We start from the raw sequence: 13,332 nt of genomic DNA on the forward strand, positions 1-13,332 counted from the left end.
AGCCGGTCGCGCTGAACATGGACGCGCCTGGGCCGCAGGATCGCGCCTGCGGCCGATCTATGGTCAGGCGTAGCGAAGCACGGTCTTGCGGCGCAACGCATAGCCAATGACGCCGAAGCCGAGGATCATCATCATCCAAGTGGAAGGTTCAGGAACGGCGCGCTCGACAGAGAAGGTGAGACCGCGATTTTCCGGCACGACGAATTGAACGACCTTGCCGTTCTTTTGAAACCCGGCAACGCCTGACCAGGCAAGGGTCAGCGGGGTTTCAGAAAGTGGCGAGATATAGTTGTAGCCAATCAGCGCCGGGCTTGTCGCATTTACGCCGTTATCATACGTCTGATCGAAGGCGAGATAGAAGCCGTCAGCTCCGGTGCGAAACTCGACCTTGTTCGTAACTTCATATAAGCCGGTAGACAGGCCTATCGCGGCAGTGCGGATCGGGAGAACATAAGGATTGGGCCTCAGATCAGAAGACTCGCCCGTCAGGTAGATTGAGATTGGCGTCTCGAAGAGGCGCTGACCGGGATCGATCTGAGCTAAACCGCTTAGGTTGATGGTGTAATTGAAAACCTCAGCGCTACTTGTGGTGGCCGCGAGCGACAAGCCGCCTGCCAGCGAAGTCGCAAAAAGCTTTCTCATCCGTAACCCCTCGATCGTCGTGCGTCGGCACATCCCACAGAAGTAATGATCTGTTCACCAGACGTTAAGCCGAAACTTGCCGATATTGGGCGTTCAGCCTTTAGAGTTACCCTGGATAAGCCGTGGGCGCTGGCCTCCGCTCCACGACGCCAGCGGCGCCGGTGGCGTCGTGGAGCGAGCGAAGGATGTTGCTCGAGAGAAGAGCGACATGCTCACTCATGATCGTCGCCACGAAGCTCGGCGAGGCGACAGTCGGCGCGCCGCGAACGCCGGGAGCAACGAACGACCGACGTTGGAAGATCGGCAGGCTAAAGGAAACGATCGCTCCCGGGTCCAAGTCGATCGGTCGTGCTTACTCGTTGCTGTGCAGCCCGGTGACGAACGCCGCGACATTGTCCCCCAGTGCGTCGGTGGCATAGCCGCCCTCCATCACCGTCACGATCGTCAGCCCGGTCGCCGCGAGCCGAGCGGCCAGCGCGGCGAAGTCGTGGCGCGCGAAGGTGAAGTGCGAGATCGGGTCGCCGGCGTAGAGATCCGCGCCCAGCGACAGCACGAGCAGTCGCGTGCCATAGCGCGTGATCGCGTCCAGCGCGCGTTCCAGCGCGGGTTCGTAGCTCGCCCAGCCCGTGCCGCGCGGCAGCGGCAGGTTGAGCGTCGCGCCGCGTCCCGCGCCCGTGCCGGTCTCGTCGGCATGGCCCCAGTAGAAGGGATAGTCGGTCGCCGGATCGGCGTGGATCGAGACGAACAGCATCCCGCCATCGGCGTAGAAGATGTCCTGCGTGCCGTTGCCATGGTGATAGTCGACGTCGAGGATCGCGACCGGACCGAGCCCGCGGCGCCGCGCCTCCGCCGCCACGATCGCGGCGTTGTTGAGGTAGCAATAGCCGCCGAGATAGTCGCGCCCGGCGTGGTGACCGGGCGGACGGCACAGCGCGAACGCTCGCCGCGTCGCCCCCGCGGCAACCTCGTCAAGCGCGGTCAGCGCGGTCTGCGCCGACCAATAGGCCGCCTCCCACGTGCCCGCCGCGATCGGCGTGCCCGCGTCGTAGCTGTAGCGCCCGAGCCGCGCGTCGATCCGCGTGAGGTCGAGCGCGCGCCGCCCGACCACCGGCCAGGTATAGCCGATCGCGTCGCCCTGCCGCCCTGCGGCGGTCCAGTCGTCATGCGCGACGCGGAGGAAGGCGAGATAGTCGGGGTCGTGCACCGCCGCGAGCGGCGCCATGCCGAGGTCGCGCGCCGGGGTCGTGGCGCCGAGCGCCGCCACGATCGACTCCGCGCGCGCGGGGCATTCGTTGTAGTCGACCCAGTCGCCGTTGTGCAGCTCGCGCGCGGGGGCGTGCGCCAGCTGGCGCCGGTCGAACACGATCGTCACGCGAAGCTCCCGTCGACGCAGCCCTGCGCGAAGGCGTAGAGCCGCGCCATCTTGTGGTTGATCGAATCGCGCCCGGCGCTGCCCTGATGGCCGGCGGCGAGGTCGGTGAGCAGCAGCGCGGGCGCGCGCGCGGTCGAGGCGGCCCGGACCGCCGCGACCAGCTTGGCGGGCTCCCAATAACCGACGCGATCGTCCTTGAGCCCGGCGGTGGTGAACAGCGGCGGGTAGGCTGCCGGCCGCACGTTCTCGTAGGGCGAGATGCTCAGCATATAATCATAGTCGGCCACGCTCGACAGCGGGTCGCCCCAGTCGGGGCGGAACAGCGGCACCAAGGGGTGGTCGGCGTCGCTCATCGTGTTGAGCATGTCGACGAAGGGCACGGTCGCGATCACCCCGGCCCAGAGCGTCGGCGCCAGGTTCATCGCGCCGCCCACCAGCAGCCCGCCCGCGGACAGGCCGTAGGACACGATGCGGTCGCGCGCGGCATGGCCGGTCGCGGCGAGATGCTGCGCGCAGGCGATGAAGTCGGTGAAGCTGTTGCGCTTGTGGTGGCGCCGCCCGTCGAGGAACCAGCGCCGGCCCTTCTCCGCGCCGCCGCGCACGTGCGCGATCGCGTAGTTCCAGCCCTGCTCGACCAGGACGGTCGGCGCGACGTCGAACAGCGCCTCGCTCGACACGCCATAGGCGCCGTAGCCGTAGAGCAGCAGCGGGGCGCGCCCGTCCGCGCGCGCGCCGCGGCGCGTCAGCAGCGTGATCGGGACGCGCTCGCCGTCGGGGGCGGTGGCGTAGAGCCGGCGCACGGTGAAGCGCGCGGGGTCGTAGCCGGCGAGCCGCTGCGTCGCGACCGTCGTCACGCGCGCGCTCGCGAGGTCGACCGCGACCCAGCGCGGCGGTGCGGCGGGGGTCTCGATCGAGGCGCGGCAGGTCGGCGCGGCATAATCCTGCTCGGCCGGCACGGTCAGCGCATAAGCGTCGCCGGCGAAGGCGACCTCGCGCGCGGCGCCGCCGGGAGCGAGCAGCATCAGCCGAGGCAACGTGTCGCGGCGCTCGACCCAGGCCAGCGCGCGACGGAACGGCACCAGCTGCAGGATCTGCGTGCCGGCGCGATGCGGCACCAGCGTGCCGGTCTCGGCGAAGCTGCGACGGTCGAGCCGGGCGACGCGGCCGTCGATCGTCTGCTCGTCCTCGATCAAGGCGACCAATGCGCCGTCCCACTCGTCGATCGCGTAGCGGCGCCCGGGCGCGCGCGGGCGGACCAGCGCGGGGGCGCGCTCCTCGGCGTCGGCGGCGACGAGCCGCACCTCGCTCGTGTCCGGGCCCGAGAGCGTGATCGCGACGAAACCGTCCGCCGCGGTGCGCGCGATCGCCATGAAGATCGCGGGGTCGTGCTCCTCATAGACCAACACGCGCTCGCCGCCGGTCGCCGGCGTGCGATACACCCGCGTCGGCCGGTTGCGTGCATCGCGCCAGATCCAGAACAGCCATCGCGACGACGGCGAGAACACCAGTCCGCCATAGCCATAGGCGTCGGTGTCGACGACGACGCGCACCGCGCCGCTGGCGAGATCGCGCACGCACAGCCGATGCCGGTCGTTGCCGCCGACGTCCTCGGCCCAGGCGTAGAGGCGCCCGTCCGGGCTGACCTGCTGCCCGGTGGTGCGATAATAGGCCTCGCCGCGCGCGCGCTCATTCTCGTCGAGCAACAGCTCGATCGCTCCGGTGCCGGCGCGGCGGCGGGTGTAGCGCGGGTGCGCGCCCGCGCTCGCGTCGACGCTATAGGTCCAGCCGCCGCGCGTGACGTCGGGTTCGCCGCCGCCCAGCGGCGCGCGCGCGTCGAGCGCGGCGACGAAGCGGCGCTCCGTGGCCGCGACGCGGTCGAGCATCGCGCCGGCATAGGCGTTCTCGGCGAGCAGATGGTCGCGGATCGCGGGCGGCATCGTCGCGATGTCGCGCTGCCCGTGGGGCGGGACGTATTTGAGCCAGGCGTAAGGATCCTCGCGCGTCCGCCCGAGCTGGTGGCGCAGCAGCGGCACGCGCAGCGTCACGGGCGGCATCGGCAGAGCGGCGCCCGCAGCGCGCGCCGGACCCTCGCTCGCGGCGAGCAGTGCCGTCGCACCGGCGCCGACGAGGAAGCGCCGCCGCGCGCGATCGGTCGGAGAAGAGGGCATGACGGTCAAGGATCCTCGCGCGCTGCGTCGGCGCCGACGCTAGGGCCAGGCCGGCGCGTGCCGCAATCGCGCGTGAAGGAATGGCCCGATCGCGACGGCGATCGGCCCTGTCCGCGCGGCCACGCCGCAAGAAACAGCGTCAACTACGATCTCCGACGGCATTGTTGAAAAGAATGGGGGCGGCGATGCGCACGATCGTTTCACAACTCGCGGGGGCGAGCATCCTGGCAGCGGCAGCGGTGACGCTTGCGAGCACCACCGCGGCGGCGCAGACCGCATCCACCGCGACCGACGCGACCGCGGACGGGAGCAGCGAGCGCGAGATCGTGGTCACCGCCACCAAGCGCGACGAGGCCGCGAGCGACGTCGCCGGATCGGTCTCCGCGGTGACGCAGGAAAACCTGCAGCGGCTCAACGCGCAGAGCCTATCGGACTATATCACGCGCGTGCCGGGCGTGGTCTTCAACGACTATCAGCCCGGGGTCTCCGAGGTGGTGATCCGCGGCGTAGCCTCGACCACCTATCACGAGGCCAACCAGGCGACGACGGGCTATTACATCAACCAGATCCCGCTGGTGGAGCCGGGCTTCCCGCTCGTCATCCCCGACGTGGACGCGTTCGACGTCAAGCAGGTGGAGGTGCTGCGCGGTCCGCAGGGCACGCTGTTCGGCTCCTCGTCGCTGGGCGGCGCGGTCAATTACGTCGTCAACGAGGCCGATCCCGCCCGGCTCGACGCCGGGGCGGAGGGCATCGTCTCGAGCACGCGGCGCGCGGGCGAGGCGAGCTACGCCGCCAAGGCGATGGTGAACGTGCCGCTGGTCGACGACAAGCTGGCGGTGCGGCTGGTGGCGTTGCAGCGCTACGACGCGGGCTATCTCGACAACATCGGCACCGGCGAGAAGGGCAGCAACGACCTGCGCGTGCGCGGCCTGCGCGGCTCGGTGGTGTGGCAGCCGGGCGCGACGACCAAGCTCGCCGCGCTGGCGATGTACCAGGAATATGACCTCGACGATCAGACCTACGTGCTGTTCGGCGACAACCCCAAGACGTTCGAGCGGAACACCAACGTCGACGAATATCAGGACACCGAGATCCAGCTGTACAGCCTGCGGCTCGACCAGGAGCTCGGCTTTGCCAACTTCACCGCGATCGGCAGCTACACGCAGAAGAAGGCCGATCTGGCGTTCGACGATTCGATCTTCCTCGGCATCGACGCGCGGACCGGCACGCCGCAGCTCTCCAGCTCGATCGGCAAGTCCACCACGTACTACGGCGAGATGCGGCTGGCCTCGAGCGGCACCGGGCCGTTCACCTGGCTGATCGGCGCCAATTACACCAGGCTGCGGTCCGACTCGACCGACGGCGCGCGGCTCGACGGCATCGCCGACTATATCGACGCCAACCCCGGCGACTTCGACGGCCAGCCCAGCAGCGTGATCGCGCCGGGCGACCTGCTGCGGCGCACCGTCAGCACCAACCGCGTGCGCGAGATCGCCGCCTTCGGCGAGCTGGCCTACACCTTCTTCGACCAGGTGACGCTGACGCTCGGCGGCCGCGTCTTCCAGTATGAATCACGGCCGCGGTTGCAGTTCCTGCCCAACGCCGCGCTGATCGCGCCGTTCGACTATCAGCCCGGCTCGCAGAAACAGTCGGGCTTCGTCCCCAAGGTGTCGCTCGCCTACAAGCCGAGCGACCGCTTCACGCTCTACGGCCTCTACTCCGAGGGTTTCCGCATCGGCGGCGTCAACGTCTACAGCGCGGCGTCGGGCACGCCGCTGACGTTCGGCAGCGACAGCACGCAGAATTACGAGGTCGGCGCCAAGTTCGAGCTGGTGCCAGGCGCGATGTCGTTCGACATCGCCGCGTTCCACATAAAGTGGAACGACATCCAATCGCGGCTGTTCACGCCCGTCACCTTCGACGCCTATACCGTCAACGGCGGCGGAGCGAAGATCGACGGTGTCGAGCTGTCGCTGGTCTTCCGCCCGACATCCAATCTGACCTACAGCGCCAACGTCACCTACAATGACGCGCGGCTCTCCGGCCTGCTGCCCGACAGCAACGCGGCAGGAGGCGGATACGCCGCGGGCACGCAGCTGCCCGGCGCCTCCGATTGGATCATCGCCAACCAGCTCGACTGGGAGCTGCGCGGCTCGCCGCTGCGGCCGCGCATCGGCATCGCGCACCGCTATCTGTCGGCGGCACCGGTTGCGTTCGGCGCGACGCTGCAGAAGGGCGACTACAGCCTGGTCGATCTCAACGCGGCGATCCGGCTCGGCGACGGCATCGACGCCGGGGTGTTCGCCAAGAATCTCTTCGACACCTACGGCATCCTCAACGCGCCCTTCTCCTTCGCCGGCAGCGTGACGCGGCCGCGCACGGTGGGCGCCAACCTGCGCTTCGCGCTGCGGTGAGGGGCGGGGCGGCGGCCGTCGTCGCGGGGCCGTCCCGCGGGCTTGTCGCGCAGCGGTGCGCGTGGCAGCTTTACGACGATGGACCAGCCAGCATCGTGACCGGGCCGGATGCCCGTGCAGCACCACCGGTGCGCGGGCTCACCGACGAATATGGCGCGGGCTTCGTCGACCCGATGCACGCGCACGACTGGATCCAGGTGCTGTACGCCTGCTCGGGCGTGATGTCGGTGGAGACGCCGTCGACCAGCTTCGTCGTGCCGCCGCAGCGCGCTCTGTGGCTGCCGGCGGGGCAGCGTCACGAGGTGTCGTGCCGCGGCCCCGTGTCGCTGCGCACGCTCTACGTCGACCCAACGCTCTACCCCGATCCGCCGCCGTGCCGCGTGATCGAGGTGAGCGACTTCCTCAAGGCGCTGATCCTCAAGGTCGTGTCCTTCGGCGCCGACTATGACGCGGAGGGCCATAACGGGCGCATCGTCGCGGTGCTGCTCGACGAGATCGCCGCGATGCCGCTGGCTCCCTATGGCGCGGTGATGCCGGCGGACGCGCGCCTGCTGCGGGTCTGCCGCGCGATCCTCGCCCAGCCGGCGGACGACCGCGACGTCGATGACTGGGCGCGCGTCGCTGGCATGGGGCGGCGCACCTTCACGCGCGCGTTCAAGCGCGAGACCGGGATGGGGCTGGCGGTGTGGCGGCAGCAGGTGCGGCTGATGGAGGCGCTGTCGCTGATGGCGGCGGGGCGCTCGGTCACGACGATCGCGTTCGACGTCGGCTATGACAGCCCGAGCGCCTTCACCGCGATGTTCCGCCGCGCCTATGGCGTACCGCCCAGCCTCTACGCGCTGCCGTGACGCGGCCCGCGCGCGCGCATGATCGGCCCGCGCGGGTAGGGGCGGGGGGCCCCGAGCCGTGCGAGAGCGACGGGCGAGAACGGGACAGCGCGACGGGCCGCCAGCGCCCGCGCGAGGAGCAGGACGCATGACTCTCACCACCGAGGCGCTCGCCGCGCACGACGACGTCGATCCCGATATCCGCCGCTTCGTCGTCGCGCTCAACCACGGCTATGGGCAGTTCTCCGACTTCGCCGCGCTGCCGCTGCTCGAGCGCCGGGCCGCCGCGGAGGTGGTGCGCGCGCCGTGGCGCGCCGGCGGGCCGGGGATGGCGGAGACGCGCGACGGCACGCTCGCCGGCTGCCGCGCGCGCTTCCATTACCCGGGCACGAGCCGGACGCCGCGGCCGGCGCTGCTGTACGTGCACGGCGGCGGCTGGACGATGTTCAGCATCGACACGCATGACCGTCTGATGCGCGAATATGCCGCGCGCGCCGATGTCGTGGTCGTCGGGATCGACTACAGCCTGGCGCCCGAGGCGCGCTTCCCGGTCGCGCTCGACGAGGTGGTCGCGGCGTATCGGGAGCTGCGCGACGGGGCCACCACGCACGGCATCGCGGCGGACCGGATCGCGGTGGGCGGTGACTCGGCCGGCGCCAATCTCGCGGTGGCGATGAGCCTGCGGCTGCGCGACCTGGGCGAGCCGCTGCCCGCCGCGCTGCTGCTCAACTACGGCGCCTTCGATCCCGCGCCGACGGCGAGCTACGCGCGCTACGACGGCCCGGCCTATATGCTGACGATCGCGGAGATGGACCAATTCTGGCGCGCCTATGCCGGCGAGCCCGCGACGCTCAAGGACCCGCTGGTGGTCCCCGCGCGCGCCGACCTGACCGGCCTGCCGCCCGCGTTCGTGACGATCGCCGAGTGCGACATCCTCGCCGACGCCAACCGCGCCATGGCGGAGCGGCTCCATGCCGCCGGGGTCGCGGTCGAGGCCTGCGTCTACCTCGGCGCGACGCACAGCTTCCTCGAGGCGGTGTCCGTCTCGTCGCTGGCCGACGCGGCGTTCGACGACGCCGCGCGTTGGCTCGCGGCGGTGCTGCGGCACGCGAGAGCGTGAGCTTCGTACCGCACTCACCCGACGAGATCGGCGAGCTGATCCGCGATTACCCGCTCGCCTGGGTAGTGTCGGACGACCATGACGCCACGTTGCTCCCGCTCGTCGCCGAGTGCGACGCGGACGGCAGGCTGGTGGCGCTGGTCGGCCATTATCCCCGTCGCAACCCGCAGGTCGCCGCCTTCGAGCGCGACCCGCGCGCGCTGATCCTCTTCCGCGGCCCCGAAGGCTATGTCTCGCCGCGGCTGGTCTCGAACCCGACCTGGGGCGCGACCTGGAACTATGCCGCGCTGCGGATCGTCGCGACGATCACCTTCGTGCCCGAGGAGACCGACGACGCGCTGCGCCGCCTCGCCGCACAGCTCGAACCTGCGGGCGGGTGGCGGCCCGAGCAGATGGGCGCGCGCTTCGACGAGCTCGCGCGCCACGTCGTCGCCTTCCGCGCGCGGATCGCCTCGTGCGAGCCGCAGTTCAAGCTCGGCCAGGACGAGCGCGCGGCGACCTTCGCCGAGATCGTCGCCGGGCACACCGACGCGGCTCTGGTCGCCGCCATGCTGAGGAACCGCCCCGACGATGCGAGTTGACCGCGCCCCTGCCCGCCTGAGCGCCAGCGCGGCGGTCGCGTGCTGAGCGGCCCCTCCGCGCGGATCCTCGCCGGGCTGGTGCTGGGGCTGGTCGCGGGGGCGCTGCTGGCGGGCAGCGCGGCGGCACCCGCGGTCGCCGGTGTGGCCAAGCCGGTCGGCCGATTGTGGCTCGACTCGCTGACGATGACGGTGGTGCCGCTGGTCTTCTCGCTGCTTGTCACCGGGGTGATGCGCGCCGCCGAGCAGGCCGCGGGTGGACGGCTCGCGGCGCGCGCGTTGGGCTGGTTCGCGCTGCTGCTGCTCGCGGCGGCGCTGGTCGGCGCCGCGGCCACCGCGCTGCTGCTCCAGCTCGTGCCGCTGCCCGCGGCCGCGGCGGCGCTGCCCGCAGCCGTGAGCGGGTCGGGGCCGGCGGTGCCCGCCGCGGCCGACTGGCTCGGCAGCATCGTGCCGACCAACCCAGTGCGCGCCGCGGCCGAGAGCGCGATGGTGCCTTTGGTCGTTTTCGCGCTGCTGTTCGGCCTCGCCGCCAACGGGATCGAGCCCGGACCGCGCGCGGCGCTCGCGCAGGTCTTCACGGGCGTGGCGCAGGCGATGCTGCGTATCGTCGGCTGGGTGTTGTGGGTGGCGCCGCTCGGCGTGTTCGCGCTCGCGATCGGGGTCGGGCTTGTGCTCGGCGGAGGCGCGGCGGGGGTGTTGGCACATTATGTCGCTGTGATCGTCGGCGTCGCGCTCGCCTCGATCGCGCTCGCCTATGCCGCGGCGGCGGTGCTCGGGCGGATCAGCCCGCTTGGTTTCGCGCGCGCCGCGCTGCCGGCCCAGGTGATCGCGGTGAGCACGCAATCATCGCTCGCCTCGCTGCCCGCGATGGTGGCGGCGGCGCCCGCGCTGGGCATGCGCGACGAGGCCGCGGGCGTGGTGCTGCCGCTCGCGGTGTCGCTGTTCCGCGCCACCACCGCGGCGGCGAACGTCGCGGTGGCGACCTATCTCGCGGCGGTGCACGGCGTCGCGCTCGGCGCGGCGACGCTGGGGCTGGGCGCGGTGGTCGCCGCGACGGTGAGCGTGGCCGCGGTCGGGCTCCCGGCGCAGGTGTCGTTCTTCGCGGTGATCGCGCCGGTCTGCCTCGCCATGGGCGTGCCTGTGACGCTGCTGCCGCTGTTGCTGGCGATCGAGACGGTGCCCGACATCTTCCGCACTCTAGGGAACGTCACCGCCGACCTGGCGGTGCTGCGCATCGTCGGCGTGCGCGACCTTGGCCCGGGATCGTCACCCCCGACTTGATCGCCTAAAGGGCGCCAGGTGCGACCGCTTCTGGGGCGTCCGCCAAGACAGGGCAGACGCCGCAAACGCTTAAACCAAGGAAGCGCGATCGCTTCGTGGCACCTTCAGTGGGCCTAGGCACCGATAGGATCCAGTGGGTAGAATTCAGAGGCGGGCAGAAGCCTTTGAACGACCGCTTTCAAGCCTCCGCTTCCTCACAGGCAAGAGGTCAGCACCTTTACCAATTCAGCTACCGCATCACGCACCGAAAACCCATGTGGGAGGCCGTAGTGTCCTTCGGTTGAGGCCAGCGCGCGGCGGGGCGGTAACGCTGGCAATACTCCGGAGCGCATAGGTGTGACCCCCCTTTGGCCACGTACCGGTCCGTGACCGGATCAACGGCCGAACCTCCACAACAGCGAGGCGCTTTCGCGCTCTCATCGGCATCCGTGTAGCGGTCGGCTGTCCATTCCCAGACATTGCCAATCAGATCGTAAAGCCCATACCCGTTTGCGGGATAGCTCCGCACCTGCGCTGTCCGCGTTCGATGCGGCGGCGCCGCATTGTGCCAGGGAAAGATACCGACCCAGGTTTGTGCCATCCGGCGGCCCTCTGGCATGAAGTCGTCACCCCAGGCATATGGAGCGCCCTCGAGACCGCCTCGTGCCGCATATTCCCATTCGGCTTCAGTCGGCAGTGACTTACCCGCCCAGGCTGCATAGGCCGTGGCATCGGAATGCGCGATGTGGACGACGGGGTGTCTCGCAAGCTGTTCGATCGAGCTGCCGGGGCCGAGCGGATGCCGCCAATCGGCACCGAGGACGAACTGCCACCAGACCGGATCGCCCTCAAGCTCAACCGGATGAGTTGGCGGCACGAACACGATCGAGCCCGGCGCAGCGAGAGCGGGGTCCATGCCTGGATAGTCGGTCGGATCAGGCGGGATCTCGGCGAACGTGACGTGTCCGGTCGCCTTCACGAAGCGAGCGAACTGCGCGTTCGTGACCGGCGTCTCGTCGATCCAGAAGCTGTCCACCTCGACCTGACGAACCGGACGTTCGTCCAGGTAGAAGTCATTCGATCCCATTGCGAACTTCCCCGCAGGAACGCGCTTCATGCCAGCGTGCCGGCTCCTCATCGCGGTCGCGTCCGGCCGGCTGCCACCATGGCTGCCAGCCGGCGATCCATCGCCTGCACCAGCTCTGGCTGCCGAGAGGATAGATCTTCTTTCTCGTCGGGATCGTGAAGCAGATTGAACAGCTGCGGAGCCGCGGCGGCACCGATGTCGTTGCCGTGGAAGTTAGCCGCCCCGCCACTCGCGCGGATCAGCTTCCAAGGGCCCTCCACCAGTGCGAGGATGCTCCCGCCAGCATCTTTGACCAGCGTCGCCTTCTCTGAAACGACGGTGCTCGCCTCCTCGATGACGAAGCGACGGCCTTCGCGACTGCGCCCAAGTAGCGGAGCGAGCATGTTGAAGCTGTCGACGGCCGCGTCCGATGCTAAAGGCTGCCCGACCAACGCCGCGAGGCTGGCAGTCAAGTCGACATGATCGATCAGCGCTGAGGACGTTTGGCCGGCCTTCACGCCGGCCGGCCAGCGGACGATCATCGGCACGCGCAGGCCGCCGTCGTAGATACTGTACTTGCCGCTGCGAAAAGGTCCCGCTGGTCGATGCGTCCCGACCTTGGCCACGGCCTCGTCGTCGTATCCGTCGTTCAGCACGGGTCCGTTGTCGCTGCTGAACACCACCAGCGTATCGCGCTCCACGCCTGCGTCGGCCAGCGCTCGCAACACCTCTCCGACGCACCAGTCGAGTTCAACGATCACGTCGCCGCGCGTGCCCATCGTCGTCGCACCGCGGAAGCGCGGCGCCGGGAGTCGCGGAACATGCACCTCGTTCGGGGCGAAATAGAGGAAGAAGGGCCTGGACGGATCGGCACGCACGCTGGCTCTGATGAAGGCGCTGGCTTTCCCGGCCAGATGGTCCGCCATCTCCTCGTCCTTCCAACGGGCTGTCGTGCCGCCGCTCATGAAGCCGATGCGGCTCACGCCATCGACGATCGTGCCGTCATGGCCGTCGTTCGGCTTTAATCTCAGCAGATCAGGGTTCTCGCGACCGGTGGGATCCGACCCGACTTTCTGGCGGTAGTCTACCTGGATCGGATCGGCTGGATCGAGACCCACCACGCGCCTGCCTTCGACGTACACACACGGCACCCGGTCGATCGTCGCCGGGATGATGTAGGAATATTCGAAGCCGATCTCGAGCGGCCCTGGCGCGATGTCCTGGTTCCAGTCGATGTGTCCATCACCGAGCCCGAGGTGCCACTTGCCGACGACCCCGGTACGGTATCCGGCGCCGCGTAGCACCGAGGGGAGTGTCGTCGTGCCCGGTCGAATGAGAGCCGGTGCGTCGCCCGGCAAAATATGGGCGCCATCCTGCCGCCACGCGTAGCGCCCCGTCAGCAACGCATAGCGCGATGGCGTGCATGTAGCCGCTGGCGCATGACCGTTGGTGAAACGAAGGCCTTCCGCCGCGAGCCGATCGATGTTCGGCGTTCGGACAGCGGTCGCGCCGTAGCAGCCGACGTCACCATAGCCGAGATCGTCGGCGTAGATGACAACGATGTTTGGCAAACGATTGTGACCCGTCACCCGAGCGGAAGCTCGTCCAAGCAGGCCCATTGCGGCAGTGCCTGCAAGCAGCGCGCGCCGCGTCGTCGAGAATGCCATCTCTTCACTCCTCATCGACGCCATAGCGGCGCGGTCGATCCGAGCCGCTAAACTTCAGCTTTGGCGTTGATCGAGTTGTCTATGTTGACCCTGCCAGCGGATTTGCTCCTTTCCAAGCGGCACGGCCGCGCAAGACGACAAGGGGAAGTTCGTCATCAAGATCGCGAGCTGGCAGGGCGAAGGGGGAAGACGTGAGAAACCGGCTCAAGACTATCGCG

The 13,332-nt window shown here is 69.4% G+C and carries 10 protein-coding genes; 5 read left to right on the forward strand and 5 right to left on the reverse strand.

Going from position 1 to position 13,332, the window contains the following annotated elements; all coding sequences use genetic code 11:
• Positions 1-63: 63 nt before the first annotated feature.
• The 3 genes from K7957_RS11660 to K7957_RS11670 form a co-directional block, all read right to left on the reverse strand.
• Complete coding sequence (locus K7957_RS11660) at positions 64-642, reverse strand: PEPxxWA-CTERM sorting domain-containing protein (RefSeq protein ID WP_223012148.1); 579 nt, start codon at positions 640-642, stop codon at positions 64-66.
• Positions 643-994: 352 nt separating this feature from the next.
• Positions 995-2,014 (reverse strand): histone deacetylase family protein, encoded by a 1,020-nt coding sequence (locus K7957_RS11665; RefSeq protein ID WP_223012149.1) that lies wholly within the window; start codon positions 2,012-2,014, stop codon positions 995-997.
• The gene (locus K7957_RS11670) at positions 2,011-4,182 is read right to left on the reverse strand and encodes a prolyl oligopeptidase family serine peptidase (protein WP_223012150.1); all 2,172 of its coding nucleotides are present in this window, start codon (positions 4,180-4,182) and stop codon (positions 2,011-2,013) included. The genes K7957_RS11665 and K7957_RS11670 overlap by 4 nt, the downstream gene beginning before the upstream one ends.
• A 185-nt stretch (positions 4,183-4,367) precedes the next feature.
• Between K7957_RS11670 and K7957_RS11675 the strand changes: the two genes are divergently transcribed.
• The 5 genes from K7957_RS11675 to K7957_RS11695 all read left to right on the forward strand — a co-directional run bounded on the left by K7957_RS11675 (position 4,368) and on the right by K7957_RS11695 (position 10,402).
• Entirely contained in the window at positions 4,368-6,596 is a 2,229-nt protein-coding gene (locus K7957_RS11675) for a TonB-dependent receptor (RefSeq protein ID WP_223012151.1), read from the forward strand.
• 128 nt (positions 6,597-6,724) lie between these two features.
• Complete coding sequence (locus tag K7957_RS11680; RefSeq protein ID WP_343228386.1) at positions 6,725-7,444, forward strand: AraC family transcriptional regulator; 720 nt, start codon at positions 6,725-6,727, stop codon at positions 7,442-7,444.
• A 127-nt stretch (positions 7,445-7,571) separates the two neighbouring features.
• Positions 7,572-8,543 carry an alpha/beta hydrolase gene (locus tag K7957_RS11685; RefSeq protein ID WP_223012152.1) on the forward strand — a complete coding sequence of 324 codons (972 nt, stop codon included), beginning with the start codon at positions 7,572-7,574 and terminating at the stop codon, positions 8,541-8,543.
• Positions 8,540-9,124: an FMN-binding negative transcriptional regulator gene (locus tag K7957_RS11690; protein ID WP_223012153.1), complete on the forward strand. Its 585-nt coding sequence runs from the start codon at positions 8,540-8,542 to the stop codon at positions 9,122-9,124. The genes K7957_RS11685 and K7957_RS11690 overlap by 4 nt, the downstream gene beginning before the upstream one ends.
• A gap of 39 nt (positions 9,125-9,163) precedes the next feature.
• The gene (locus K7957_RS11695; RefSeq protein ID WP_343228387.1) at positions 9,164-10,402 is read left to right on the forward strand and encodes a dicarboxylate/amino acid:cation symporter; all 1,239 of its coding nucleotides are present in this window, start codon (positions 9,164-9,166) and stop codon (positions 10,400-10,402) included.
• 229 nt (positions 10,403-10,631) lie between these two features.
• On the opposite strand, the gene K7957_RS11700 is transcribed toward K7957_RS11695, so the two are convergent.
• Positions 10,632-11,498 carry a formylglycine-generating enzyme family protein gene (locus K7957_RS11700; RefSeq protein ID WP_223012154.1) on the reverse strand — a complete coding sequence of 289 codons (867 nt, stop codon included), beginning with the start codon at positions 11,496-11,498 and terminating at the stop codon, positions 10,632-10,634.
• 17 nt (positions 11,499-11,515) lie between these two features.
• Complete coding sequence (locus tag K7957_RS11705; RefSeq protein ID WP_246616982.1) at positions 11,516-13,114, reverse strand: sulfatase family protein; 1,599 nt, start codon at positions 13,112-13,114, stop codon at positions 11,516-11,518.
• Between the last annotated feature and the right edge of the window lie 218 nt (positions 13,115-13,332).

Source organism: Sphingomonas yunnanensis (assembly GCF_019898765.1).
Taxonomy (GTDB): domain Bacteria; phylum Pseudomonadota; class Alphaproteobacteria; order Sphingomonadales; family Sphingomonadaceae; genus Sphingomonas; species Sphingomonas yunnanensis.

Excerpts from the sequence above, each read along its gene's own strand:
- K7957_RS11660 (WP_223012148.1), bottom strand. The coding sequence starts at position 642 with ATGAGAAAGCTTTTTGCGACTTCGCTGGCAGGCGGCTTGTCGCTCGCG.
- K7957_RS11670 (WP_223012150.1), bottom strand. The coding sequence starts at position 4,182 with ATGCCCTCTTCTCCGACCGATCGCGCGCGGCGGCGCTTCCTCGTCGGC.
- K7957_RS11675 (WP_223012151.1), top strand. The coding sequence starts at position 4,368 with ATGCGCACGATCGTTTCACAACTCGCGGGGGCGAGCATCCTGGCAGCG.
- K7957_RS11685 (WP_223012152.1), top strand. The coding sequence starts at position 7,572 with ATGACTCTCACCACCGAGGCGCTCGCCGCGCACGACGACGTCGATCCC.
- K7957_RS11700 (WP_223012154.1), bottom strand. The coding sequence starts at position 11,498 with ATGAAGCGCGTTCCTGCGGGGAAGTTCGCAATGGGATCGAATGACTTC.
- K7957_RS11705 (WP_246616982.1), bottom strand. The coding sequence starts at position 13,114 with ATGGCATTCTCGACGACGCGGCGCGCGCTGCTTGCAGGCACTGCCGCA.